This window comes from Clostridium paraputrificum (assembly GCF_900447045.1).
Taxonomy (GTDB): domain Bacteria; phylum Bacillota; class Clostridia; order Clostridiales; family Clostridiaceae; genus Clostridium; species Clostridium paraputrificum.
This window is the reverse complement of sequence record NZ_UAWH01000015.1, coordinates 307488-333437: the sequence shown is the minus strand read 5'-3', so window position 1 is coordinate 333437 and position 25950 is coordinate 307488. Positions and strand designations below refer to the sequence as shown.

The window sequence follows — 25950 nt, the reverse complement described above, 5'->3', positions numbered from 1 at the left end:
TGATATTATTTCAGCAGCTTTTACTTTTTAGATGTAATATTAGCAAGCTCAGCTAGTATTATTTCAATAAATACGAAGAATATAACTTGGTCATCTAAGAACTTTGATCCTGATTGTTTAGATATAAGAGGCAATCTTATTATAGAATCACATTCTTTAGAAATGATGCTTTTTGGATTCATAGTAATTAACACTAGTGTACATCCTGTGTCACTCAAGCTTTTAGCACATTCTATATAAGGAGAAGTATTTCCTGTAATTGAGAAGATAATACATAAATCACCTTTCTTAAGTAAAGTTATAGCATCTCTCATAAGTACAGAATCAGTAATGGCTTCAGCATCAATTCCAATCTTAGAAAGTCTCATTCTAAGCTGATTTGCAGAAAGTCCTGTTCTATTTATTCCAAGTATTTTTACTCTATTAGAAGAATTTATCTTTTCTGCTAGGGCATGAACCTCCTCTAGTGTGATAGATGTATTAATTTTGCTTATGTATTCTATATAATTAGAAGTTATTGCATTGATAGAGGTTTCATTTTTATCTTTAATATTGTTTTGATTATTAGAAACTAAGTACCTAGACATATCAAATTTAAATTCTGAAAATCCATCATACCCAATCTTTTGACAAAGCCTTATAACTGCACTTTTCGATGTATTTGCTTTTTCAGCTATTTGTATAATAGAAAATTGTACTATATCCATAGGATTTTTCTTTATATATTCCATTATTTCTATTTCTGATTTTGTAAGGTTATTTTTGTTTAATTCTAATCTTTCAATAGGTCCCATATATACACCTCCAATAAAAGTATAACATAATATATAAATTATTTAAATTGGACAAAAGTCCAAAAAAAGATGAAAAAATAATTGGACTTTTGTCCAATATGTATTGAAACATTTTTAAATTTGTTTTATAATTAATTTATAAATTAAAACCGGTTTTATTATAGCAACATGTAAATGTATACAAGGTATAAATGGAGGAATTATAATGGAAAAGTTTACGTCTTTGATTGAAAAGTTTTTAATGCCATTAGCATCAAAATTATCTAGTAACAAATACTTAAAAGCAATTAGCAACGGATTTGGAATATTATTACCTGTGATTATGGTAGGTGCTATATTTACATTATTAGCCAACTTACAAATTGGTCCATATCAAAGTTTTGTACAAGCTACTCATTTAAAAGAAATTTTCTCATTTGCTCCAGCAGTAACAACAGATTTATTAGCAATATACGCAGTATTTTTAATAGCAAAAGCTCTTTCAGAGAACTTTGAGTTAGAAGAAAAGGATTGTACAATATCAGCAATTATAGCTTTATTATCATTTTTAATTTTAATACCTATGGGTGTTATGGGAACAGAAGGAGAAGTTACTGTAACAATAGCTGCAGCTATTGGAACTAAGTGGTTAGGTGCAGCTGGTTTATTCTCAGCTATGGTGGTAGGGTTGATTGTACCAACAATTTATAAGTTTATAAAGGATAAAAATATCGGAATTAAAATGCCAGATAGTGTTCCGCCAACTATTTCAAAATCATTTTCGGCCTTGTTACCAGCTTTTATAATAGCTTTTTTATTCTGTATAGTTAGATATTTATTTACCTTAACTACTTATGGAAGTGCAAATCAATTTATATATTCAATGTTACAAAAACCACTAACAGGGTTAGGAGCTAGTCCATTTACATTTGTATTGTTTATAATTCTTTGTTCACTATTATGGTTCTTTGGATTACATGGTGGAATGATTGTAATGCCATTCTTAACAATGTTATATGCTAGTGCAGGACTTGAAAATTTACAAGCATACGCAGCAGGAACAGAAATGCCAAACGTAATAACTAAAGCTTGGTGGCCAGCTTATGCTTCCTTAGGTGGCGCAGGAGGTACACTTGGATTATGTATTATAATGGTCTTATTTGCTAAAAGTAAACGTTATAAAGCCCTTGGTGGTTTGGCATTACCTTCAGGATTATGTGGAATTAATGAACCAATAACTTTTGGTTTACCAGTTGTATTAAACACAATTATAATTATTCCAGTTATCTTGGCACCAGTAATTACTTTTGGAATAGCTTATTTTGTAACTAATATAGGTTTGGTTCCAATACTAAATGGCGCAGAAATTCCTCTTGGAACACCAGTAATTTTCTCGGGGTGGATGACTGGAGGATTAAGAGCAGCAATATTACAAGTTATTTTAGTAATTGTACAAATGTTAATATACTTCCCATTCTTTAAAGTGTTAGATAATCAAGCTGTAAAAGAAGAGATGGAAGAAGTAGTAGAATAAAAGTAGTATAAGGAGAAACAGTATGGAAAAGCAAAATATTATAATGTTCGTAGCAGATCAGATGAGAAGTGATTCACTTCATCATTTAGGAAATAAAGCATCAATTACACCCAATTTAGATCAAATTGTAAATGAAGGTGTATCTTTTGAAAATGCATACTGTCAAAATCCAGTATGTGTACCTTCAAGGTGTAGCTTCTTAACAGGTCTTTATCCTCATACAACAGGACACAGAACTATGCATTATCTACAAAGGGAGGATGAGCCTAATATATTAAAAACAATGAAACAAAATGGTTATGATGTTGTATGGATAGGAAGAAATGATGTTGTTCCTGCAACTAGAGCAAAAACTGAATATTGTGATGAGTTCTATGATGGAAATTCAGATGAAAATCTTAGGGATGCAGAAGGTGTTAGTTTTATGCCTAAAAAAAGTGGTTCACGTAAGGAACAAGATATAACAGATGATAATTTTTATTCATTTTATATTGGAAAGTTAGAAGATAGTAATGGGTATGGTAGTGTAGATTGGAAATGTGTTGAACTTGCTTTAAAAACTATTGAAAGAAAAGCAAAAGAGAAGAATGGAAAACCTCTTTTCTTATATTGTACAATTTCATTTCCACATCCCCCTTATGGATGTGAAGAGCCATGGTACTCAAGTATAGATAGAAATAATCTTCCTGAAAGAAGACCTAACATCTCAACTATAGAAGGAAAAGCAAGTATGCTTTATGGAATAAACTCAAGGCAAAACCTTAATGGTTGGACAGAGGAGAGATTTAATGAACTAAGGGCTACATATCTAGCAATGGTTTCAAGATTTGACCATCAATTTGGTATGATAGTAGATAAGTTAAAAGAGACTAATCAATATGATAACTCAAATATATTTGTATTTAGTGATCATGGAGACTACACAGGTGATTATACAATAACAGAAAAAGTTCAAAACTGTTTTGAGGATCCAATATCAAATGTTCCGTTATTAATAAAACCAGCAAAGAATATTGGGGTTAAGCCAAGGGTATCAAATGCACTAGTTGAATTATTAGATATTCCAGCAACAATAGCCGATATGGCTGGGATAGAGTTAGACTACACTCAATTTGGTAAGTCTCTAATGAATTGTTTAAATGGTGACGAATCACATAAGGATGCAGTTTTCTGTGAAGGCGGAAGAATTCATGGTGAAGAACAAGCTATGGAAAAAGGACATGGACCTCAATCACCATATTGGCCAAGGTTAAGTTGTCAAGGTAGCGAAGGCCCAGAACATACCAAAGCTTGTATGATTAGGATGGGTGATGTAAAATATATAATGCGTCTTTATGAAAAAGATGAGTTATATAATTTGAAGGATGACCCAATGGAGATTAATAACCTTATTGATAATCCTGAATATAAGGAAACCGTTTTAAATATGAAAGAACGATTGCTTAAGTTTTACATGGAAACATCTGATTTTGTGCCTAATAAGAGAGATTTAAGATAAGTTTACAGTATATACTTAAAAATTCAGTGAAGAGTCAATAGGGAGAGTATTTAGTATAGTACTGATATTATCAGTACTATACAGTTTAGGAGGAAACATATGAGGAGAAATCTAAGTGTTATGGTTAAGCCATCATCAAGTAAGTGTAACTTAAAGTGTAAATACTGTTTCTATAATTCTATAGCTGATGAAAGAGAAGTTAGTGATTATGGATTTTTAAGTGAAGAAGCTCTTGAAGTAGTAGTTAATAGAATTGATGAATATTGTGATGGAGGATTTTGTAACATGGGCTTCCAAGGTGGAGAGCCTATGCTAATTGGATTGGATTTTTATAAAAAGCTTGTAGAGCTTACAAGTAGTAAAAAAACTAAATTTAATTTTATGATTCAAACAAATGGTACTTTAATAACAGAAGAGTTTGCTAAGTTCTTTTATGATAATAAATTCTTAGTTGGTATATCATTAGATGGGAATAAAGATATGCATGATTTAAATAGGGTCAATCATAGCCAAAATGGCAGTTTTAAGGAAGTTATGAAAGGAATATCCTTATTAAAAAAATATAATGTTAATTTTAATATTTTGGTAGTAGTTACGCGTGCATTAAGTAAGAAAATTGAAAGTTGTTACAAGTTTTTAAGAGAAAATGATTTTAACTATATTCAATTCATTCCATTTATAGAAGCCTTAGAGGATTGCAATAATAACAATATGAATTTTCATATAACATCTAAACAATATGAAGATTATATTAAGAAGCTTTTTGATATGTGGTATGAAGATGTATCAAAAGGAAAAATGGTAAGCATAAGATACTTTGATAATATACTTGGTTTATTTTTGGGACAAGACTACGAGGCTTGTGATATGAGAGGAATATGCTCTTGTCAGCATATAATTGAAGGAGATGGAAGGGTATATCCTTGTGATTTTTATACATATGAAAAATATAGTATTGGAAATATATTTGATGAAAGTTTTGATAATATGCATGAAAAGGAGATAACAAGAAACTTTATAATTGAATCTGTTTCTAAAGATAAAAAGTGTGAGACATGTAAGTATAGAGCTCTTTGCAGAGGGGGATGTAAGAGGTATAGAGCAACTACTAAGGACAATAGATATATGTTCTGTGAAGCTAACTATAAATTCTTTGAGTATTCTTATGATAGATTTAGAGAACTAGCAATAAAGATAAGTAATAGAAGATAAAATATATGAGTTGGACTAAATTAGGTAAGTTAGTCCAACTTTATTTTTATTTGTAAAAATTTCTATTAAATATATGGGATCCTAGATATAAAAGATCAGGGGAAAGAACTATGAGTTTAGCTCAAACTATAGACATACCTCCAACTTTATTAGACTTCTTTAATGTTAGTGTAGATATGGATATGGATGGCAAAAGCTTAACACCTATTATAAAGGAAGATAAGGATATAAGGGAAACAGCTCTATTTGGTGTTCATGGCGGCCATGTAAATATAACAGATGGTGAATATGTTTATATGAAGAGCTCTGCTACTAATGAAAAAATGTACCATTATATGAATATACACTAATGCCTACTAGAATGAGAGGATATATGAGTGATGTATTGAACGAGGATATTGAGATGGTTAATATAGGAAGATTCAGCAATAATATGAAAGTATTAAAAGTACAAGGAAAAACTTATGTATCACCTTATAAATTTGGAGACTTATTATTTAACGTTAAGGAAGATGTAGAGCAGAATAATAATCTCGCTAGTAATAAAGAAATTGTAAATAAATATAAGGAATTGATGATAAGGGAAATGGTAAAGGTAGGAGCACCAGAAGAACAATATATAAGACTAGGATTAGATAATAATGAGCTTAATACTATTTAGTGTTAGTTTGATTTCATCGCTAATTGGAGCTATAAGTGGAATAGGTGGAGGTCCTCTTAATATTGCTGTGCTGTATTTCTTCTTATCTATGAGTGCTAAGGATGCTGCAATAAGTTTCATATTTATAATACTATTTTCTCAGGTTACAAGTTTATCAAGTACAGTTATAACAGGAAGCATACCAGAGTTTGCTCATATGCACTTGGTGTTAATGTGTATAGGTGGAATTGGAGGAGCCTTATTAGGAAGTAGACTATCAAAGGAAATGGATGATAATAAAATAGAAAAGTTTTTTTTGATTGTACTCTTTATATTAAGTTTTATAAATATAATTAATATAGTTAAATTCCTTTAAAAGAAATCGCTTAGCGGTTTCTTTTTTTGTTAGTTACTGTTCTGTAATATAAATTTCAACCTTATGTAAGTTAAACATAATTAAAATTGGTATAATTAAAATGAGAGGTGAAATTATGAAAAGAAGATTATCTGTTATTTTGATACTTCTAACCTTTAGCTTAATAGCTATCTCTTGTGGAAATATGGTTAAAACTTCAAGCGGAGAAAAGGGTTCAGAAATTGAAAAAAGTAATGATATTGTTATAAGTATAAAGGAACAAAAAGAGAAAGACTTAACCTTATCTATAGAAAATAAAACTAATAATGAGTACGTTTATGGGTATGAATTTTATTTAGAGCAAGAGAATGATGGTAAGTGGAATAATGTTCCTTTTCTAAAGGACGTAGCTTTTATAGAAATTGGGATTATATTAAAACCAATGGATATTAATAACGAAAATATTAAGCTAGCAACATACTTTGGAAAATTGGAGAAGGGAAAGTATAGAATAATAAAAGAGTTTTATAAAGATGAAGAAAAGAAAAAGGTATTTGTAGAGTTTTCTTTATAAATTATAAAAAGTCTCAGGAATATAATTTCACTGAGACTTTTTTTTATTGTGTAAAAGATTCAAAATGAATTCTATCTTCTGGAACACCAAGTTCTGATAAAGATTTTTTTAAACTATTCATAAATGGAGGTGGTCCACAAAAGTAGAAGTCACCATTTAAAGGTGTATTTTTTTCAAGCCATTCCTTTGTTACATACCCTGTTTCCATATAGTCTATTCCTTTTATATCGGATTTTAAAGGATCAGAATAAAAAACAAAGTTTTTAAGGCCGTTTATATCAGCGAAATAATCTATATCATTTTTAAAAGGATGTACAGAAGAGTTTATAACTGCTTGAATAAATGTGATATTTTTTCCCTTAAGCGCTTCATAGTAAAGCATAGAAATTAGGGGGGTAATCCCTATACCACCAGATATAAATACTAGTGGAGTTTCAGTAGAATTTTCCTTTAAAGTAAATAGGCCAGTTGGAATCATAGCTTCAATTGAATCACCTATATTTAGTGAATCATGTAGATAGCTACTTATAAGGCCACCATCTACTTTTTTAACACTAATTCTATAAACATCCTCATTAGGAATCATAGATAAGCTGTATGTACGTATAATGTCTTTATATTTAGGATTATCAGTTTTTATTCTAATCGGAAGAAACTGACCTGCTATATGTCTTACTAATTTAGCACCATCTTTTGCTTTAAAATAAAAAGATTTAATTCCTTCACATTCTTTAGTTACATCAATTAGAACAAGCTCTCTAAATCCTGACCATTTTCCGTTTGTTAAAGTCATAAGTATCACTTCTTTCTAAAAGTTTATCTTATAATTATTATTAGTATATATTGCAAAAATAACAATTAAGATTTTGTAAATTATTAATTAATATTAAAAGTCAATCATTTTTATAGTTATTCTTAAATAAATTATAGAATATATAAGATGTTAAATCTTAATATAATTATATGAAGATGGAGGGATGAAAGTGGCACGTTTTACATTACCAAGAGATATATATCATGGTGAGGGGGCTTTAGAAGTTTTAAAGACCTTAAAAGGTAAAAAAGCATTTATAGTGGTAGGTGGAGGATCGATGAAAAGGTTTGGTTTTCTACAGAAGGCAGAAGATTATTTAAAAGAAGCTGGTATGGAAGTAGAGATGTATGAAGGAGTAGAACCAGATCCATCAGTAGAGACAGTTATGAAGGGTGCAGAAGCTATGAGAAAGTTTGAACCTGATTGGATTGTTTCAATGGGGGGAGGTTCAGCTATAGATGCTGCCAAGGCTATGTGGATTTTCTATGAATATCCTGATTTTACTTTTGAAGAAGCTATTGTACCTTTTGGGTTACCTGAACTTAGACAAAAAGCAAAATTTGTTGCAATACCATCTACTAGTGGTACAGCAACAGAAGTTACAGCTTTTTCTGTTATAACAAATTATACTGAAAAAATAAAATATCCACTTGCAGATTTTAATATAACTCCTGATATTGCTATAGTTGACCCCAATTTAGCACAAACTATGCCTAAAAAATTAGTAGCACATACAGGAATGGATGCATTAACTCATGCTATTGAAGCGTATACTGCATCACTTAAGTCTAACTTTTCTGATCCATTAGCTATGAAAGCTATAGAAATGGTTAGAGATAATTTAGTTAAGTCTTATGAAGGAGATGAAAAAGCTAGGAGTTTAATGCATGATGCTCAATGCCTAGCTGGTATGGCATTTTCAAATGCATTATTAGGAATTGTACATTCAATGGCTCATAAGGTAGGCGCAGTATTTCATATACCTCATGGATGTGCAAATGCAATATTTTTACCATATGTAATTCAATATAATAGAAAGAACTGTGAAGATAGATATGGTGATATATCAAAAATGTTAAATCTAGAAGGAAATACAAATGGTGAACTGACTGATTCATTAATAAAAATGATTGATGATATGAATGATAAGTTAGCTATTCCTCATACTATGAAGGAATATGGAATAGATGAATGTGATTTTAATGATAACTTAAAGTTTATATCTCATAATGCAGTACTTGATGCATGTACAGGATCTAATCCAAGAGAAATTGATGATGAGACTATGGAAAAATTATTTAAATGTACTTATTATGGAGACAAGGTAGAATTTTAAGAAATTTAAGAAGCTCGTAGATAATACGGGTTTCTTTTTATTTTTACAAGGATAATATTATTAGATAATGAATTGAAAGCTTTGGATGTTTTACTTTTCGTTATTTACATAAGATGGAATTAAATATATCATTTAAGTATAGAATAAAAGGAGTAATGATATGAAGAATATTATAATTTGGTTTTTAGCTAATTGTGTAATAACTTACTTTGTGAATAATATTGTGTTAACAGTCTTAATTTCATTTTTTACATTCCCATTTCTTTTTGAAAATTTTATTAAACAAATTAAGAGATATAGAAATAAGGAGATTAAATTAAACATATTGCTAAACATTGGAGCTAATTATGTTGGTAGAAGTATAATTGAATTTATTATAATTAATATTGGAATAAACCTTGTTAACAGTGCTTATTACATGTATGTTAATAATAATGCTTATGAAATTTCAAGTCTTATATTCGAAATCATATTGGGAATAATAATGATAATTGGTGGATTACAGTTAATAAGAGATAAGATAAATAAAGAAAAATTTAAAAATAGAACTTCTATGTAAATCCATAGAAGCTCTATTTTGTGATTATTTTATGATAATTCATAAAAGGTAAGGGTTCTGAAGATAAGTTTGTGGGAAGAACTTATCTTCTAAAGGTAATTAGTACTAAAGGTACTATAATCATTATAGGACAAGTAGAAAAAATAGTAAGTATGCAAAATTAATAATTTAGTGTTTATATTTAATATGTTTTACTTTAATGTATTTATGTGGGAAAAAATCCTCTCTCCTTTTAAAAGGAGAGAGGATTTTCTTTATTATAAAAGGCAAGAGATATTAAATAAGCGTTATATATAGTATATACTATCACTATTTATATTATTTTGTTACAATAAAATATCTTATTTTTATATACTTTACTGTAATATGGGGATATAATATATAATCTAAATAGGTTATAGGAGGAAATACAAATGATAAATAAGATAGGTAAAATAACAATATACGTAAATGACCAAGGAGAAGCTAAGGAGTTTTGGACTAAGAAAATGAACTTTGTAGTAAAAGGTGAATATCCAATGGGACCTAATATGACTTGGTTAGAAGTAGGTCCAAGTGAAGATGAGTTTACAACATTCGTACTATATAATAAATCTTTAATGGAAAAGCAAAATCCAAATACATACACTGGTCATCCATCAATTCTTTTAAGTACAACTGATATTGATAAGACTTACGAAGAGTTAAAGAATAATGGAGTAGATGTTACAGACATAATGAAAATGCCATATGGAAGCATGTTTACTTTTAAAGATCAAGATGGAAATCCTTATATTATAAGAGAAGATAAATAAATAGTTAGAGACCTTATTTAATAGGGTCTCTTCTATATTTTCCATGCCTTTAGTGCGAGTTTGGTGGATATTTGTTTTAATGTGACTTGGAGCCCAGCGACGGAACAAACAAAATAAATATCCACCAAACCTTTTTAATAAGATTTAGTTGATTGGAAATACATAAAAGTCTATAATTGTATTATACTGGGTGAGAGGTGTAGAAATGAGTGAAAAGGAGTTTTTTAATTCTATTGCAGAAGAATGGGACAAGATTACAAAAGTAAATGAAGAAAAGATAAATTTTCTTCTATCAAGAATACATATACAAGAAGGAGATAAAGTTCTCGATATTGGAACAGGGACAGGAGTATTAATTCCATTTATAAGAGGATTTAATAAAATGGGGGAAATTAATGCCTTAGATGTTTCAGAAGGTATGTTATGTAAAGCAAAAGAGAAATATAGTAATCTTCCTAATATTAAATTTACTTTAGTAGACGTAGAAGAGGAAAAAGTGGAAGGAGAATATAATAAAATAATTCTTTATTCTATGTTTCCACACTTAAAAAGAAGAGAGGATACTATAAAAAAGTTGGTAACTGAAAACCTATGTGAGAATGGTAAGTTGATAATTGCTCATTCAAGTAGTAGAGAATTTTTAAATAACATGCACAGCAGAAAAGATGAGAGGGTAAAAAAGGATAGATTAATAGAAGTTAATAAGCAAAGAAATCTCTTTGAAGAGATTGGACTAAATGTCGATGAAGCCTTTGAAGATGAAAATGTTTATTACTTGATTATTAATAGATAACAAAAGGGGGAGAATTTATGAAGAGTAAAAAGATTGTACTATCTGGATTATTCATTGCACTAGGAGTTGTTGTTCCAATGATATTTCACACAGTGAATTTAGCAGGACCAATATTTTTGCCAATGCATATTCCGGTACTATTAGCAGGTTTTCTTCTTGGACCAGTTTATGGAGGAATAGTAGGAATCATTTGTCCTGTTATTAGTGGACTAGCCACAGGAATGCCACCACTAATGCCTAATATGCCCATTATGGCTTTTGAGCTTTGTGGTTATGGAATATTAACTGGTTTTCTATATAATAAGACTAGAATGTTATATCCATCACTTATAGGTGCGATGATAGGCGGAAGAATTTTTGCTATTGTAGGAGCTTTTGTAGTATCTATTACAGTAGCACCAGCTGTTCATCCATTAATGTTTGTAGTTGGTGGTCTGGGTAAGGCGATTCCAGGAATGATTGTTCAACTAATTGCAATACCACTTTTAATGGAATTAATAAATAGAAGTGAAGTGGCTCAGAATTTATTACAATAGAAAGGAAGGGAAAGCTATCAAAAAATAATAGCTTTCCTTTTAGTATGAGTGGGGTGGATATTTGTTTTTTATGTAACTTGAAGCGTATCAACGGAACAAGCAAAATAAATATCCACTCCACCTTTTTCAAATCTAAAAATGACTGTCTATTTCGTTTTTTCTAATTCTTTTTATTTCTTTCTCTCTAAGACCTGTACAACTTTTGATTTCATCATAAGTCGCCCCATCAATTAGCATTTCTTTTGCTCTATTATAAGCAGAATGTATATCCATATTAAATACCTCCTTTATAATAAGATACAATATTATTTTTACTCAATAGCTTGTTTTTATTCTTTATAACTATAGCGAATTTTAACAAAAAATGTATTTTAAAATTTAAAAGTATGGTGTAATAAAAGTATAATTAAATATCAAACCAATATATCAAGAGTTAGGGTAGAGATTTAGTTCAGTGACCCTATACCAACCTGTTTTTATAGCAAGGTGGTTCAGCTAAAAGTCGATAAGGAGGTGAATTTATGGTTGGTTAATGTCTTCTTATCTTAAAGGTAAGAAGATTTTTTTATCTAAAATAAAAATTAGAGGAAAAATTTAATATGAATGCAAATGGTATTGCTAGAGGATATATGATAAGAAATATGGATGATTTTAGATTCTTAGTACATGTAATAGAATGCTTAGATATAGAATTTGAGAAAGAAGTAACTTTTAAAGATTTAGGATTTGAAAATTATATAGTAGGTATTGATGGATATGAGGTAAAGCTTTCAAAGGAAATAATTTGTACTCATAAGAATGGGTATAGATTGGATAAGTATATTTTAGAAGAAGCAGAGAAAAAAGGGCTCTTCTTCGACAGATATAGAAGTGGATATATAAAATATTGCTTTGGATTATTTTAAATCTATAAATTTGTATAATATTTAAAATGAATAGTTAAATTTTTAAAGGAAAAATGGAAAGTTAATAGAACTTTTTATTGATAATGAAATTTTTTCAAGTAAATCTAATGGAGAGTGTGATTTTATTTTAATTCATAGGGATTATGGAGTAATGATTTTAGAAGTAAAAGGTGGAATAATTAGCCCCATTAATAATGAATGGTCAAGTGTATCAGGAAACAATATAAAAAGATATATACAAGATCCAGAGAAGCAAGCAAATTCTGCAAAATACAATTTAATGACTAGGTTTAGAAGAAGTTGAATTAGTCCATATGTAACAATAGCAGTTTACTTTCCAGACTTCATAACAGAGAATTGCTCTCTTCCTTTAAGTATGCCAAAAGAGATAATTCTTGATATGACTTCATTTCAAAAGGTTGAAGAATAGATAATAAATATATTTAGATTTAGAGCAGGTAAAGAAGGATTTATTATAAAAAAACTAACAGATTCTGAATACAACAAGGTATTGTATATTCTAAATCCTAAGGTAGATATAAAGATGCCCTTACTAAGATTAAACAACAAGCTTAACATGAAATTTATGAGATTAAATGATGAGCAAAATTTATGCTTTGAACAACTAGATGAAAATAAATTTATTTCAGTAAAAGGACATGCTAATACTGGTAAAACTGTTCTAGTAATTTTGATTGTTGACATTGAATCATTAACTAGAAAACAGGCAACTAGTTTCAAGAAGGAGATTAAGGAAAAGCTTTTATAAGTTAATAAAGTAGCTGGTGAATGATCACTGGCTATTTTTAAAAATTTTAAAATGCAACAAGTTAAAAAGATAAGTTCTTAAGTTGTTAAGAACTTAAGAAGATAACAAGTTAAGAAGAAAAGAACTTAAGAAGTTATAGTAATAATACGGGTTAGAGCGTGTTATATTAAAATTAAGATATAAGAAGATAGCCTGAATTATAGACTATCTTCTTATGTGTTAAACTCTAGTTTTTATAACTTCAATCTTATAACCATCAGGGTCAGTAACGAAGTAGTAGTAAGGCTCTTCCCCAGGCAATCCTTTTAAAGGAGTTACTTCGTATCCTAATTGTTCATGGTTATTTCTCATTTCTTCTATATTCTCAGTTCCTATAGCAATATGGCTAAAGCCATTACCAAGGTCATAAGGTTTTTCAGGATCATAGTTATAAGTAAGTGCTATTTCATAAGAATTTTCTTTATCTGATAAATAAACTAAAGTAAATTTGTAATCAGGAAAATCCTTTCTTCTCGTCTCAACTATTTTTAAAGCATTCTTATAGAACTTAAGTGATTCTTCTAAATTCATAACTCTAATGCAAGTGTGTAACATTTTAACTTTCATTCTAGCACCTCCAAAATTTCCTGGTAATTATAGAATGTTTTTGTTAGTGATGTAGATATTTTTACTCTGATTATTATAAAAAGTGAGCTATAATGTATTTTATAGTTATAATGTTTTAGGAAAGAGGTGTTATTATGAAAGAAACAATAGAGAGAATAAGAAAGTTCAGAGAAGATAGAGAATGGAATCAGTTTCACACTCCAGCTAATTTATCAAAAGCAATTTCAATAGAAGCAAACGAATTATTAGAAAACTTTTTGTGGGATGAAGAAAATTATAATCTTCAAGCTGTTAAGGAAGAACTTGCAGATGTGCTAGTTTATTGCGTACATATGGCAGATGCTCTAGATGTAAATATTGAAGAAATCATAAATATGAAAATGGATAAGAATGAAAAAAAGTATCCAGTAGAAAAGGCAAAAGGAAATGCTAAAAAGTATACTGAGTTGTAGAATAAGTATTTAGGTAATAGATTTATATCTGTTACCTTTTTTATTCTTGAGGAAATTTAATTTCCTCAAAAAATGTATTAACAGTATTTAACATGTAAGTGATATAATAAAACTATATTTTTATAAATGGTTAAGCTTTTATCTGGCAAGTAAAAGATTATAAAAATTATTGGATACAAGTGAACACTATTTATATAAGCAAAAAGTAAAAAAAGGAGGGTTATTATGAGTAAATTTCAAGTGCTTTACCAAACTACAAATACTATTTTAAAGGTTAATGCTGATACAAATGATAAATTCATAGTTAGAGCAGGGGCAATGGTTTCTATGGATGATGTTTTTGACATGAAGTTAAAATCAGGTGGGGTTAAAAAAGCCATTGGAAGAATGTTTGCAGGACAAAGTACATTCCTTCAAGAATATACTGCTAATTCACAGGGGGAATTACTACTTTCACCAACATTTTTGGGAGATATTCAATTATTTGAAATGGATGGTAGTAGAAATTATAGGTTAGGACAAAATGCTTTCTTAGCTAGCTATGGTAATATTGAGTTAAAAACAAAAGGTGCTGGTGGAAAGGGTATATTTTCTGGAGAAGGGCTATTCCAAGTTGAAGCTATTGGTGCAGGAACATTGGCTTTATGTTCTTTTGGAGCAATTCACAAGAAGACATTGAATCCTGGAGAAAGATATATAGTTGATACTAATCACTTGGTTTTATGGGAAAGTTCTTTAAATTACAAAGTTGAAATGATTTCTAATGGACTTACATCTTTAGTTAGTGGTGAGGGATATATATGCAAGTTTGAAGGTCCTGGGGAAGTATGGATTCAAACTAAGAATCCTTCATATTTAGTATCACCAGGCTCATAAAATTAAATAGGTTAATAGTAAATAGATATAGAAGTTTATTCTATATCTATTTTTGTATGTGTAACAAAAATATCAAGATTAAAATTGATAAAATTAATATATTAAAACTAAATATTGAAATAATTAATATACAAATTAATTATTTTAATATTTGTTGTTGACATTTTGTAAGCGTAGGAATATATTATAAACATAAGGAGTGATAGATGGTGTTTAAAGCGATAACTGTTTGTCCTGTATGTGGTAAGAAACTAAGGATAACTAGATTAAAATGTTCAGATTGTAAAACTACTATAGAAAATGAGTTTGAATTTTCAAAGTTTGATTATTTATCAAAGGATCAATTAAAGTTTATTGAGGTTTTCATAATGTGTAGAGGAAGCATTAAGGATGTGGAGAAGGAACTTGGTATTTCTTATCCAACAGTAAGAGCCAAGCTTGATGAAGTTATATCTGCATTGGGTTATAAAAGAAATAGTAAACCTATAAAGTCATCAACTAGTGATGTAATAGAGGCATTAGAGAAGGGTGAAATTTCACCACAAGAAGCAATAGAAAGAATGAAAGAAGATTAAGGAGGTCTGAGAATGAGAGCGGATTTATTAAAGGTACTTACAATGGTGTCAGAAGGTAAGTTAGAGGTTGAAAAGGGTGCAGACTTAATTGAGGCAATGTACAAAAAAGAGGATAAATCAATAGAGAATGTGAATTATGATAGGAGAATGTTTAAGGTTAGGGTTGATTCATCTGCTGGTGATAATGTAAAAGTTAATCTTCCTGTGGCAGTTATTACTTCTATTTTAAAGGCTACTGGCAAGCTTCCAATTAAAGTAGATGAAATGGAAGGTATAGATTTAGAGGTGATGACAGGTGCCATTATTAGTTCACTTGATAATGAGATGTTAGGTGAAATAGTAACGGTAGATTCAGCAAATGGTGATAAAGTTAGAGTAGTAATCGAGTAGGTGTGAAATGAAGATAAGGGTTAGGACTAATGAAAGAAGGTTTACAATTTATATTCCTAATTTCTTACTTACAAGTGGAGTTAAAATAGCTAATTTTGTGAGTAAATCTTTAGTAGAGAACAATGTAAGTAAAGATGGCATGGATAAAGTAAATGAATATATGAATGCCTTGGATATGGATTTCATTTTAGTTGCAATGAAAGAGCTAAAGAAATACAAGGGATTAGAAATAGTTAATGTTAAAGCAAATGATGGGACGGAAGTTCTTATAAAAATGTAGTGTTTTAATTTAGAAATAATAAAACACCTAGTACTTAGAAGTATTAGGTGTCTTTTTTGAGTATTCAGTAGCCATAGTTAGGTACTGTTAAAACTAATATGTCTACATCTATCCTCAATAATATTATTACCTATAGAGAATATTATATACATTTAAATACATTTTTTTATTGTTTGTATTCATCATCTTCAATATAGGTACTTTCTAATTTGAATTTTCCATCATCAGATGTATATGATCTTATACAAGCTTTATCTTCTCCATCTACTTGTAGGGTATACATTATTCCAGAGTAATATGTAATGTCGTCTAATTTATTAGATATTAAATCACATGCATTAGTAAAGGCCTCAAGTTCTTCAGCTCTGCTTGATTTAGGAACATTAATTTTTATATCTAATATTTTTATGCTATTCTCTGTTGTGTATGAAATAGTACAATCTTTGTAAGTAGACTTTATAATATCGTGAAGCTCTCCCTCAGTTAAGTTACCTGTATTAGTATCATTTAAGCCTTCTTTAGCTGTACAACCTATTAAAGTAAAAGCAATAGTTAGCCCTATAAAAAATTTAAATAATTTCTTACCCATAAGTCCTCCGTATAATTACCAAAAATATATATTTAAAGTATATCACATATATTAATATAACAATATGTAAAATATTACCAGGGAAATGAAGGTAGAAATGTTTCAATAATTACATAGAATAGAATAACTTTATTTACAAATTAAAATAGACTGCTACAAGCAGTCTATTTTCTTACCTTAAGTACCATGGGAACGGATATTTATTTTGGTGTGACTTGGAGCCCGACACGGAACAAGCAAAATAAATATCCACGGCACCATTTTTATGTTCTTTCTTTAAATTCAAACCTACACATTTTACATGTAACAATTATCTTTTTTTGCCCCCTAGGCAATCTAAGCTTTTGACCACAATTTGGGCATTTAACTATCTTATATTGTCTTTTTTGATTAATAACATATTTTAATTGACTAAATATCAAAGGTATATTTTCAAGACTTGTCCTTGGCATATTATCAGGTAATCTTTTGCCAAAACGGAATAGTACTTTATTAGCTAAATTAGTGAATTTGTATAGTTCGTTAGATCTCTTATATATATTCTTTGAAAAAGCTCTATAAATTACATACAAAGTAACTAAAGTTCCTAGTAAACGAGTATGTTTTCCTAGGTTCAAGATCAAGCTTATAAACAATAAAAAGATAGATAAAACATCAAATCCATATGTCCCTTTAAAAATGTTCATTTTAATCACCTCTTATCTTAAAAAATATTGTATCATAAATATTAAGAAATAGTTATAACAAAATGTAAACTTTGAACTAGAATTCATTTATTCTTAAGAAATATAAAGGAGAGATAAGATGTTTGATATTAAAATATTTAATGGATTAGATTTAGAAGAAAGATTAAAAACTATGGTACAAATGTTAGAAGGATTAGTTAGTGGAGATGAGGAAGATATTACAAAGCTTTGTAATGCTTCAGCTTTAATAAATGCTTTATTAGGAAGAGTTAATTGGTGCGGGTTTTATTTAAATAAAAATAATGAGCTAATTCTAGGACCTTTTCAGGGAATGCCAGCTTGTACTAAGATACAAATTGGAAAAGGGGTATGTGGTACAGCTGCAAAGGAAAAAAAGGTGTTAAGAATAGATAATGTACATGAATTTGAAGGACATATAGCTTGTGATGCAGCATCTAATTCAGAAATTGTACTTCCTATAGTTGTTAATGATAATGTGTTAGGTGTACTTGATATTGATAGTGATGAGTTTAACAGATTTACAGAAATAGAAGAAAAATATCTTGTTGAAGCTGTAGAAGTTCTAATTAAATTCGTAAAATTTGACAAAATATCCTACTTATAAGAGATGGATAATAAATATAATTCGCACTGTAACGAATTATATTCAAAATTAATAAAAAAATATATTGATTTTTTCTTGTGTACTATGTTATAAATAATTGTACTTGCGAATTATATTCGAAAATATGGTTTTAAAGTTCGATTTTTATTACAAACAGGGGGAACACTAATGAAAAAATTAACAGCTTTACTAGGAGCAGTAGTATTATCCGTTTCTTTATTTATAGGTTGTGGTGTAAACAAAGAAAATAAAGAAGAAAAAGTTCTGGGAATTATAGGAGCTATGGAAGAAGAGGTTGAAATATTAAAAGGAAAGATGGATGTTAAAGATACAGTAGAAGTTGCTGGAATGACTTTTTACTCTGGTAAATTACATGATAAAAATGTAGTTTTAGTTAGATCAGGTGTTGGTAAAGTAAATATGGCTAGTTGTACTCAAATTTTAGCAGATAAATTTAATGTAACTGCATTATTAAATTCAGGAGTTGCTGGAACTATGGACCCAGAATTAAATCAAGGTGACATAGTTATTTCAACAGATGCTGTTCAACATGATTTTGATACTACAGTATTTGGAGATCCATTAGGAGAAATATCAAGACTTGGTATTACATTTTTCCAAGCAGATAAGGAATTAGTAGAGGTTGCAAAGAAAGCAGCTGAAAATATAGATGGTTTAGTAATAAAAGAAGGTAGAATAGCCTCTGGAGATCAATTTGTTGCTGGTGGTGCAGTTGTGGAAAGAATTAAAGAAAACTTTGGTAATGTTTCTGCAGTAGAAATGGAAGGAGCTGCAATGGCTCAAACTGCATACTTAAACAAAATACCTTACGTTGTATTAAGAGCAATTTCAGATAAGGCAGATGGATCAGCAGATTTATCTTATGAAGAGTTTTTACCAATAGCAGCTAAAAATGCAAGTTCAATGGTTGAAGAATTCGTTAAATTATACTAAAATATTTAAGACGATGTTGCCTAATAGGTAATATCGTCTTTTAAGTTTTATAACAAAGGAGAAAACTATGGAAGGGATAAGAATAGGATTTATATCTGATACTCATAATTTACTTAGAGAAGAAGTAATGGAAGAAATTAAAAAGTGTAATTACATAATTCATGCTGGGGATATATCAAATGAAGAAACCTATTTAGCTTTAAAGGATATAGGTAATATTACTTTTGTAAGAGGTAATAATGATAAGGATCATTGGGCAAAGGGATTAAATAAATCTGAAGTAGTAGAAATAGATGGCTTTAAAATATATGTAGTACATGATATTAAGGATCTTCCTAAAAACTTAGAGGATGTAGATTTGGTTGTGTTTGGACATTCTCATAAGTATTTTTATGAGGAAGTTAATGGTGTGATATTCTTAAATCCAGGTAGTTGTGGTAAGAAGAGATTTTCACTACCTCTTTCTTTTGCAATAGGTATATTGGAACAAAATAGAATAAAAATTATAAAACATGATTTATAAAATAGAATTAATATGTTATAATAATTATTATTAAATAGAAAAGGATGGAATTTGTTTTGAGTAATAAAGTTGAATTAATATATGAAAATGGACAATATAAAGTAATGTTTGATGGTAAGGAAGTAAGTTCAAGTAAGGATTCTGAAGAGTCTTTTGAAAAATTTAAGCAAGTTATAAAAGATAATGTTGTAGTAAATGCTAACTCATGGGAAAGTATTGAAGCTGCACTTAGAATGCATAATTTAGAGGGATTAGAAATTAATAGTGAATATAAAGCTGCAACTTATGGAGAATTAAAGTTCTTCTATAATTCAGGGAAAGTTTTCTACACTCCAAATGATAAGATGATACAATTAATTGGAGGCTTCTATTTATTTAATTTTGTGATTTCTATGGTAGAGTCAGGACACATTAAAGACTATAAGGATTTTCTAGATTTCTGTGTTGATATATTAGAAAAGAGAGCAACTTATAGAGTTAATGAGTCAAACTTAATAGTAAGTAGTGCTGCATTTAATTATGGAAGTTGTGAATATAATTTCTTTGGAAATAGAATACTTAAAGGAGCTTCAATAGTAAGTGGAACTTTTGAGGACTTTAAAAATTACGTATATAGCATCATTAAATAGTAAAAAAGAATGTCATATTATTATGGCATTCTTTTTTTGCATAAATTAATTTACAATTGAATATTTAGGTATTAAAAGTTGCACAATAGAAAATTAAGCTTTAGGGGCAGTTGTGAAAGTTAAGGCTATAAGTCATTTAAACTAATTAATATATTTTGAATAAAAAAGCATATTCTAAAAACTGAATAACTATAGAAAATATGTTTCATAATATTGGAAAATATGATATACTACTTGTATATTATTAATAAGTTGTCAGATTATAAAAATTAAAAAGGGGGAAATTTATGAAAAAAAAGTTAAGTTTAACATCAAAAATTTTTATAGCAATGGGTGTTGGTCTATCTGTAGGTATTTTAGTTAGATCTTTGCCTGCTGGAACTGTAAAGGATACCATCATAATTGGTGGAGTATTTAAAGTATTAGGACAAGGTTTTATTAGTGCAATCAAGATGCTTGTAGTTCCATTAGTTTTTGCATCAATTACCTGTGGGGTGGCATCTTTAAGTAATATAAAAAGTTTAGGGAGAATTGGAGCTAGAACTCTTATTTTTTATTTATCTACTACTGCTATAGCTATTTCAATATCAATTGGACTTGCTTACTTAATTAGCCCAGGTGTGGGATTAGATATGTCTAGTCTTGTATCAGAGCAACCTACAATTGCACAAAGTTCTTCTTTTGCAGATGTGCTAATAGATATGATTCCTACTAATCCAATAAAAGCAATGGCTGAAGGAAATATGCTTCAAGTTATAAGCTTCTCAATAATATTTGGAATAACTATTAGTATGTTAGGTGAAAAAGTGAAACTTGTTAAAACATTTATGGAAAATCTAAATGAAATTTTCTTAAAAATGGTTAATTTAGTTATGTACTTTGCACCTTTTGGAATATTTGGTCTTATAGCTACAACCTTTGCTACTACAGGAGTTGAGGCATTTGCATCACTTCTAAAATATATGGCAGTTGTTTTATTAGCATTACTTATTCATGCTTCAGTTGTTTATACAGGTATTTTAAAGACATTTACCGATTTAAGTATTATGCCATTTGTAAAGAAGTTCCCTAAAGTTGGAGCCATAACATTCTCAACAGCATCAAGTGGAGCTGCATTACCGGTTACAATGAAGACTATGAACGAATTAGGTGTTGATAGTAAGGTTTCATCTTTTACAATTCCATTAGGTGCAACTATTAATATGGACGGAACAGCTATAATGCAAGGAGCTGCAACAGTATTTATAGCACAATTATATGGGATTGATCTTGGTCTTGGAGGTATTTTAACTGTTATTTTTACTGCAACTCTTGCTTCTATAGGAACAGCAGCAGTGCCTGGAGTTGGACTTGTTATGCTTTCAATGGTATTAAATAGCGTAGGATTACCTATTGAAGGTATTGGATTAATAATGGGAGTAGACAGAATACTTGATATGTGTAGAACAACAGTAAATACTATTGGTGATTGTATATGTACTTTAATAGTGGCAAAGAAAGAGGGTGTACTAGATGAATCTATGTACTACTCTGAAAATGATATAATCAGGGAAGAGTTAGAAATAAATTAAATATAAACATAAAAACTTCAGCAATATATTGTTGGAGTTCTTTTTTTTGCAATAAACTTATGTAACATATATTATATTTAGATGAAAAATATGTTTATAATTTCAAGGTATGATGATAAAATAAAATTATATTAACAATTTGTAACAAAAAGTAAAAAGAAAGAAAAATATGCAAAATTGCGTAGGGGAGAGAGCAAAATGTATATAAGAAAATTTACAGAGGAAGATATAGATGCTGTTATGAGCATATGGTTTAGATCTACAATGGTTGGACATCCATTTATTCCTGAATTTTATTGGAGATGTAACTATAATACAGTAAAAAAAGAGTATTTGCCAAATTCAAAAACTTTTGTATATGAAGATAATAATGCTATAAAGGGATTTATAAGTATTGTGGATGATAGTTATATTGGAGCCTTATTTGTGGAACCTACAAGTCAAAGCAATGGAGTAGGGAAAATGTTATTGGATTATGTAAAAAAAGAATATAATGATTTAATACTATCAGTATATAAAGATAATGAGAAAGCCTATAGGTTTTATGAGAAAGCTTTATTTGAACCTATAGAAGTTAGAAAAAATGAAGATAGTGGGTTTATGGAAGTTTTAATGAAATACACATCAAGAGAAATCTAAATAGGTTTCTCTTTTTTTATTCTTCAGGAAAGTATAATTCCAAAATTTTAATGTTACTAAAGTTTACTTCTTAAGCTTTGTTTAAGCTTCAGTTAATATAATACACTCAAAGCTTAGAAAGAAGGCGGTGATTTTATGGCTATAAAGTCTTTTCAAAGATATGAAAAGAAATTTATAATATCAGATTATCAATATAGAATTCTAATACCTAGGTTGTTAGAATTTATGGAACCAGATGGATATTGTAAAGATGGAAAAACATATAGTATCTATAATATCTATTATGACACAGAGAATGATGATGTTATACGTCATTCCATATCTAAACCATTTTATAAAGAAAAGCTTCGGTTAAGGAGTTATAGAAATTTATGCAGTGAGGATGAAAAAGTCTTCCTTGAAATGAAAAAGAAAATAAATGGAATTGTTAATAAACGTAGAGTAGTCTTAACTTTAAAAGAAGCAAATAACTTTTTGGAAGAAGGAATAAAACCTAAGTTTAGTGATTATGTAAATCAACAGGTAATTAATGAAATAGAGTACTATTTAAAAAATAATGACATAAAGCCTAAGGTTTATATATCTTATGTTCGCAGTGCTTTTTTTGCAAAGGATAATAAAGATTTTAGATTGACTTTTGATACAAAAATACTTACAAGACGGGATTATTTAACTCTTAAAGAAGGAAGTTTTGGAAGAGATATACTTGGAGAAGGAAAATATCTTATGGAGGTTAAAATATTAGGGGCTATGCCTGTATGGTTCACTAAAATACTATCAGAGTTAAAAATATACAACACACATTTCTCTAAATACGGAAATGAATTTATGGATTACTGTAAAAATAATATAAGCTTCAACATAGGAGGGAGTAAAGAAGTATGTTAGAAACGATAATATCATCAACAAATGGAGAGTCCTTTACATTAGCAAACGCGTTAATTGTAATTTTATCATCAATAATTTTAGGATTAGTGATTAGCTTGGTTTATATAAAAACTCATAAAAAGGAAGGTTACTCACCAAGTTTTCCAATCACACTAATTATGTTACCAGTTATAATTTCTATTATTATTCTCCTTGTAGGAAACAGTGTAGCTAGAGCATTTAGTTTAGCTGGAGCATTTTCTTTAATTCGTTTTAGAAGTGCACCTGGTGATCCAAAGGATATTGCTTATGTATTCTTTACATTAGCAGTAGGACTTACTTGTGGAATGGGCTACATAGGTTATGCTGTCATATTTACATTAATTCTATGTGGAGTAATGATAGTTTTATTTTTAACTAATTTTGCAATGCCAAAAACTAAGAATATGCAACTTAAAATTATTGTACCAGAAGACTTAAATTATGAAGGTGTTTTTGAAGAAGTATTAAATAAATATACAACTACTTTTCATATAGAGAGGGTAAAAACTAGAGATTTTGGAGCTTTATTTGAATTAACTTATCTTATTTCTTTAAAAGAAGGAGTAAATCAAAAGAAGCTTATAGATGATCTAAGATGCAGGAATGGAAATTTAAATATAAGTTTAAGTATAACAGGATTTGAAGAAAAGGTTTATGGATAAAAAAATCAGGAGGTGTTTAATATGAAAAGAAAATTTGTCACTTTACTATTAGCATTAGCACTTGGAACTTCATTAGTTTCCTGCTCAAAAGATAATAATGAAGAGTCATCAACACCATCAGTTGAAGAAAGTACATTAGTTGAAATGAAATCTATAGAGGATGAAAGTATTGGAGAGGTTGATACCTATATAGAGCTTGGAGATAGCATTAATATTAATGGAAGTGGTGCACAAGCAGATAATAATAAAGTAAATATAACATCCTCAGGTACTTATAGTATTTCAGGTACTTTAAAGGATGGACAAATAGTTGTAAATGCTGGTGATAATGACAAGGTGTATATAGTTTTAAATGGAATAAACATAACTTCATCAAATAGTGCCCCTATTTATGTAAAAAATGCAGATAAGACTATAATATCTTTAGCTGATGGAACTGAAAATATAATTGAAGATAGTACAAACTATGTCTTTGAAGATAGTAGTACAGATGAACCAAGTGCAGCTATATTCAGTAAAGATGATTTAACTTTTATAGGTAATGGTTCTCTTACTGTCAAAGGAAACTACAATAATGGAATTACTAGTAAAGATGATTTAAGAATTCAAAGTGGTAATATATCAGTTACAGCTGTTAATACTGCATTAAGAGGTAAGGATTCATTAACAGTTAAAAATGGTAATATTACTATTGATACTCAGGGCGATGGAATGAAGGCCAATAATGATACAGACACAAGTAAAGGTTATATATGGATTGAAAATGGAGTATTTAATATAACAGCAGGAGAAGATGGAATTCAAGCTGAAACTGAATTATTAATAAATAGTGGGGAATTTAATATTAAAACAGGTGGAGGAAGTAGTAACAGCAGTACATCAGATAATGGTAATTGGGGTAATTGGGGAATGATGGGTAAAGGAGAGAGACCTGGTTTTAATGATGTAAAAGAAGAAACAACAGAAGAAATAGCAAGTGCAAAAGGTATTAAAGCTACTTCTAAAATTACAATTGATAATGGAAGCTTTGATATAAATTCATCTGATGATTCAATACATTCTAATGGAGATATTGTTATAAATGGTGGAGATATTAATATTTCATCAGGAGATGATGGAGTACATGCAGATACTTCATTAGTTATAAATGCTGGTAATATTAATATTTCTAAATCATATGAAGGCCTTGAAGGGGAAAAGATTACTTTAAATGATGGTAATATTAATGTTGTTGCAAGTGATGATGGCATAAATGCTGCTGGTGGTAATGATTCATCTTCTTTAAATGGAAGACCAGGACAAAATGGTTTCGGTTCAAATTCTAGTGGAGAAATTAAAGTTAATGGTGGAACTATAAAGGTAGATGCAAGCGGTGATGGAATTGACTCCAATGGATCAATATATATTACTGGTGGCGAAGTTATAGTTAATGGACCAACTAATAATGGTAATGGATCTTTAGATTATGATGGAAATTTAGATATAAGTGGTGGAACATTGATTGCTGTAGGAAGCTTAGGAATGGCTCAAGGACCTAGTGATTCTTCAACTCAAAAGTCTGTTAGTATAGGAGTTAATAATCAACAAGGTAACGTGGAATTTAAAATTTTAAGTTCTAGTGGCGAAGAAATAGTGAAGTACACACCAACTAAACAATATGCTTCAATTATAGTAAGCTCATCAAAATTTAAAGATGGAGAAAGCTATGATTTGTACATTGGTAATTCTAAGGTTCAGAACTTTACTATTTCTGGATCAGTTACAAATGTAGGAAGTAGTAATGGAGGAAATATGGGAATGCCAGGTGGTGGCAAAGGAAATAGAAGATAGAACTTATAATGTAAAGAAGCCAACTTAATTGGAATGGCTTCTTTTAGTATTTGTATAAAAAT

General features: G+C 29.2%; 35 protein-coding genes. 29 read left to right on the top strand and 6 right to left on the bottom strand.

Annotated features, from left to right (window positions below):
• Positions 1-20: 20 nt before the first annotated feature.
• A complete protein-coding gene (locus tag DR024_RS13145) occupies positions 21-794 on the bottom strand; it encodes a MurR/RpiR family transcriptional regulator (protein ID WP_027097791.1) in 774 nt (257 codons plus the stop codon).
• 205 nt (positions 795-999) lie between these two features.
• Here DR024_RS13145 and DR024_RS13140 point away from each other — a divergent pair, with 205 nt between their 5' ends.
• The 7 genes from DR024_RS13140 to DR024_RS13110 all read left to right on the top strand — a co-directional run bounded on the left by DR024_RS13140 (position 1000) and on the right by DR024_RS13110 (position 6586).
• Positions 1000-2307: a PTS sugar transporter subunit IIC gene (locus DR024_RS13140; protein WP_027097792.1), complete on the top strand. Its 1308-nt coding sequence runs from the start codon at positions 1000-1002 to the stop codon at positions 2305-2307.
• A gap of 22 nt (positions 2308-2329) precedes the next feature.
• Positions 2330-3805 carry a sulfatase family protein gene (locus tag DR024_RS13135; RefSeq protein WP_027097793.1) on the top strand — a complete coding sequence of 492 codons (1476 nt, stop codon included), beginning with the start codon at positions 2330-2332 and terminating at the stop codon, positions 3803-3805.
• A gap of 99 nt (positions 3806-3904) precedes the next feature.
• A complete protein-coding gene (locus DR024_RS13130) occupies positions 3905-5017 on the top strand; it encodes a radical SAM/SPASM domain-containing protein (RefSeq protein ID WP_055184128.1) in 1113 nt (370 codons plus the stop codon).
• Between the two features lie 110 nt (positions 5018-5127).
• A complete protein-coding gene (locus tag DR024_RS13125) occupies positions 5128-5367 on the top strand; it encodes a hypothetical protein (protein ID WP_111918992.1) in 240 nt (79 codons plus the stop codon).
• Positions 5368-5390: 23 nt separating this feature from the next.
• Complete coding sequence (locus tag DR024_RS13120; RefSeq protein WP_111918990.1) at positions 5391-5678, top strand: hypothetical protein; 288 nt, start codon at positions 5391-5393, stop codon at positions 5676-5678.
• On the top strand, positions 5659-6033 hold the full coding sequence (locus DR024_RS13115; RefSeq protein WP_055184130.1) for a TSUP family transporter: 375 nt from the start codon (positions 5659-5661) through the stop codon (positions 6031-6033). Before DR024_RS13120 ends, DR024_RS13115 begins: the two co-directional genes overlap by 20 nt.
• A gap of 115 nt (positions 6034-6148) precedes the next feature.
• Positions 6149-6586, top strand: a complete 438-nt coding sequence (locus DR024_RS13110; RefSeq protein ID WP_055184131.1) for an immunoglobulin-like domain-containing protein — start codon at positions 6149-6151, stop codon at positions 6584-6586.
• A gap of 43 nt (positions 6587-6629) precedes the next feature.
• On the opposite strand, the gene DR024_RS13105 is transcribed toward DR024_RS13110, so the two are convergent.
• Entirely contained in the window at positions 6630-7379 is a 750-nt protein-coding gene (locus DR024_RS13105) for an FAD-binding oxidoreductase (protein ID WP_034865950.1), read from the bottom strand.
• A 190-nt stretch (positions 7380-7569) separates the two neighbouring features.
• Here DR024_RS13105 and DR024_RS13100 point away from each other — a divergent pair, with 190 nt between their 5' ends.
• From DR024_RS13100 to DR024_RS13080, 5 genes are all read left to right on the top strand, one after another.
• Positions 7570-8736: an iron-containing alcohol dehydrogenase gene (locus tag DR024_RS13100; protein WP_027097799.1), complete on the top strand. Its 1167-nt coding sequence runs from the start codon at positions 7570-7572 to the stop codon at positions 8734-8736.
• A 160-nt stretch (positions 8737-8896) separates the two neighbouring features.
• Positions 8897-9295: a hypothetical protein gene (locus DR024_RS13095; protein ID WP_027097800.1), complete on the top strand. Its 399-nt coding sequence runs from the start codon at positions 8897-8899 to the stop codon at positions 9293-9295.
• 413 nt (positions 9296-9708) lie between these two features.
• Positions 9709-10089, top strand: a complete 381-nt coding sequence (locus DR024_RS13090; protein WP_055184133.1) for a VOC family protein — start codon at positions 9709-9711, stop codon at positions 10087-10089.
• 205 nt (positions 10090-10294) lie between these two features.
• Positions 10295-10882, top strand: a complete 588-nt coding sequence (locus tag DR024_RS13085; RefSeq protein WP_051195920.1) for a class I SAM-dependent methyltransferase — start codon at positions 10295-10297, stop codon at positions 10880-10882.
• A gap of 17 nt (positions 10883-10899) precedes the next feature.
• Positions 10900-11418, top strand: coding sequence for an ECF transporter S component (locus DR024_RS13080; protein WP_027097802.1), 519 nt, complete (start codon positions 10900-10902; stop codon positions 11416-11418).
• Positions 11419-11550: 132 nt separating this feature from the next.
• Here DR024_RS13080 and DR024_RS17780 read toward each other — a convergent pair whose 3' ends face one another.
• The gene (locus DR024_RS17780) at positions 11551-11691 is read right to left on the bottom strand and encodes a hypothetical protein (RefSeq protein WP_165438825.1); all 141 of its coding nucleotides are present in this window, start codon (positions 11689-11691) and stop codon (positions 11551-11553) included.
• Between the two features lie 326 nt (positions 11692-12017).
• Here DR024_RS17780 and DR024_RS13075 point away from each other — a divergent pair, with 326 nt between their 5' ends.
• The 3 genes from DR024_RS13075 to DR024_RS13065 all read left to right on the top strand — a co-directional run bounded on the left by DR024_RS13075 (position 12018) and on the right by DR024_RS13065 (position 13092).
• Positions 12018-12323, top strand: a complete 306-nt coding sequence (locus tag DR024_RS13075; RefSeq protein WP_111918988.1) for a hypothetical protein — start codon at positions 12018-12020, stop codon at positions 12321-12323.
• A gap of 64 nt (positions 12324-12387) precedes the next feature.
• Positions 12388-12627, top strand: coding sequence for an NERD domain-containing protein (locus DR024_RS18065; protein WP_081663588.1), 240 nt, complete (start codon positions 12388-12390; stop codon positions 12625-12627).
• Between the two features lie 240 nt (positions 12628-12867).
• Positions 12868-13092 carry a hypothetical protein gene (locus DR024_RS13065; RefSeq protein ID WP_027097804.1) on the top strand — a complete coding sequence of 75 codons (225 nt, stop codon included), beginning with the start codon at positions 12868-12870 and terminating at the stop codon, positions 13090-13092.
• 219 nt (positions 13093-13311) lie between these two features.
• On the opposite strand, the gene gloA is transcribed toward DR024_RS13065, so the two are convergent.
• The gene (gene gloA, locus DR024_RS13060; RefSeq protein ID WP_111918986.1) at positions 13312-13698 is read right to left on the bottom strand and encodes a lactoylglutathione lyase; all 387 of its coding nucleotides are present in this window, start codon (positions 13696-13698) and stop codon (positions 13312-13314) included.
• A 134-nt stretch (positions 13699-13832) separates the two neighbouring features.
• Between gloA and DR024_RS13055 the strand changes: the two genes are divergently transcribed.
• From DR024_RS13055 to DR024_RS13035, 5 genes are all read left to right on the top strand, one after another.
• Positions 13833-14150, top strand: coding sequence for a nucleotide pyrophosphohydrolase (locus DR024_RS13055; RefSeq protein ID WP_111918984.1), 318 nt, complete (start codon positions 13833-13835; stop codon positions 14148-14150).
• A 225-nt stretch (positions 14151-14375) separates the two neighbouring features.
• Positions 14376-15026 (top strand): TIGR00266 family protein, encoded by a 651-nt coding sequence (locus tag DR024_RS13050; RefSeq protein WP_207737211.1) that lies wholly within the window; start codon positions 14376-14378, stop codon positions 15024-15026.
• Positions 15027-15232: 206 nt separating this feature from the next.
• Positions 15233-15601 (top strand): DUF2089 domain-containing protein, encoded by a 369-nt coding sequence (locus DR024_RS13045; protein WP_027097808.1) that lies wholly within the window; start codon positions 15233-15235, stop codon positions 15599-15601.
• 12 nt (positions 15602-15613) lie between these two features.
• Positions 15614-15991 carry a hypothetical protein gene (locus DR024_RS13040; RefSeq protein ID WP_027097809.1) on the top strand — a complete coding sequence of 126 codons (378 nt, stop codon included), beginning with the start codon at positions 15614-15616 and terminating at the stop codon, positions 15989-15991.
• A gap of 7 nt (positions 15992-15998) precedes the next feature.
• Positions 15999-16271: a hypothetical protein gene (locus DR024_RS13035; protein WP_027097810.1), complete on the top strand. Its 273-nt coding sequence runs from the start codon at positions 15999-16001 to the stop codon at positions 16269-16271.
• Between the two features lie 166 nt (positions 16272-16437).
• Here the strand turns inward: DR024_RS13035 and DR024_RS13030 are convergent, their stop codons facing one another.
• Together DR024_RS13030 and DR024_RS13025 are read right to left on the bottom strand one after the other, a co-directional pair.
• Positions 16438-16860, bottom strand: a complete 423-nt coding sequence (locus DR024_RS13030; protein WP_027097811.1) for a hypothetical protein — start codon at positions 16858-16860, stop codon at positions 16438-16440.
• A gap of 263 nt (positions 16861-17123) precedes the next feature.
• Positions 17124-17546 carry a hypothetical protein gene (locus DR024_RS13025; protein ID WP_027097812.1) on the bottom strand — a complete coding sequence of 141 codons (423 nt, stop codon included), beginning with the start codon at positions 17544-17546 and terminating at the stop codon, positions 17124-17126.
• 118 nt (positions 17547-17664) lie between these two features.
• Between DR024_RS13025 and DR024_RS13020 the strand changes: the two genes are divergently transcribed.
• The 9 genes from DR024_RS13020 to DR024_RS12980 all read left to right on the top strand — a co-directional run bounded on the left by DR024_RS13020 (position 17665) and on the right by DR024_RS12980 (position 25888).
• Complete coding sequence (locus DR024_RS13020; RefSeq protein WP_055184137.1) at positions 17665-18171, top strand: GAF domain-containing protein; 507 nt, start codon at positions 17665-17667, stop codon at positions 18169-18171.
• Positions 18172-18339: 168 nt separating this feature from the next.
• Entirely contained in the window at positions 18340-19125 is a 786-nt protein-coding gene (locus DR024_RS13015) for a 5'-methylthioadenosine/adenosylhomocysteine nucleosidase (protein WP_081663591.1), read from the top strand.
• A 67-nt stretch (positions 19126-19192) separates the two neighbouring features.
• Positions 19193-19648: a metallophosphoesterase family protein gene (locus tag DR024_RS13010; protein ID WP_207636986.1), complete on the top strand. Its 456-nt coding sequence runs from the start codon at positions 19193-19195 to the stop codon at positions 19646-19648.
• A gap of 56 nt (positions 19649-19704) precedes the next feature.
• On the top strand, positions 19705-20277 hold the full coding sequence (locus DR024_RS13005; protein ID WP_027097816.1) for a hypothetical protein: 573 nt from the start codon (positions 19705-19707) through the stop codon (positions 20275-20277).
• 287 nt (positions 20278-20564) lie between these two features.
• A complete protein-coding gene (locus tag DR024_RS13000) occupies positions 20565-21848 on the top strand; it encodes a dicarboxylate/amino acid:cation symporter (RefSeq protein ID WP_111918982.1) in 1284 nt (427 codons plus the stop codon).
• 198 nt (positions 21849-22046) lie between these two features.
• On the top strand, positions 22047-22487 hold the full coding sequence (locus DR024_RS12995) for an N-acetyltransferase (RefSeq protein ID WP_055254031.1): 441 nt from the start codon (positions 22047-22049) through the stop codon (positions 22485-22487).
• Between the two features lie 135 nt (positions 22488-22622).
• A complete protein-coding gene (locus DR024_RS12990) occupies positions 22623-23375 on the top strand; it encodes a polyphosphate polymerase domain-containing protein (RefSeq protein ID WP_111918980.1) in 753 nt (250 codons plus the stop codon).
• Positions 23369-24058: a DUF4956 domain-containing protein gene (locus DR024_RS12985; RefSeq protein WP_111918978.1), complete on the top strand. Its 690-nt coding sequence runs from the start codon at positions 23369-23371 to the stop codon at positions 24056-24058. The genes DR024_RS12990 and DR024_RS12985 overlap by 7 nt, the downstream gene beginning before the upstream one ends.
• A gap of 21 nt (positions 24059-24079) precedes the next feature.
• On the top strand, positions 24080-25888 hold the full coding sequence (locus DR024_RS12980; RefSeq protein ID WP_111918976.1) for a carbohydrate-binding domain-containing protein: 1809 nt from the start codon (positions 24080-24082) through the stop codon (positions 25886-25888).
• The last annotated feature ends 62 nt before the right edge of the window (positions 25889-25950 follow it).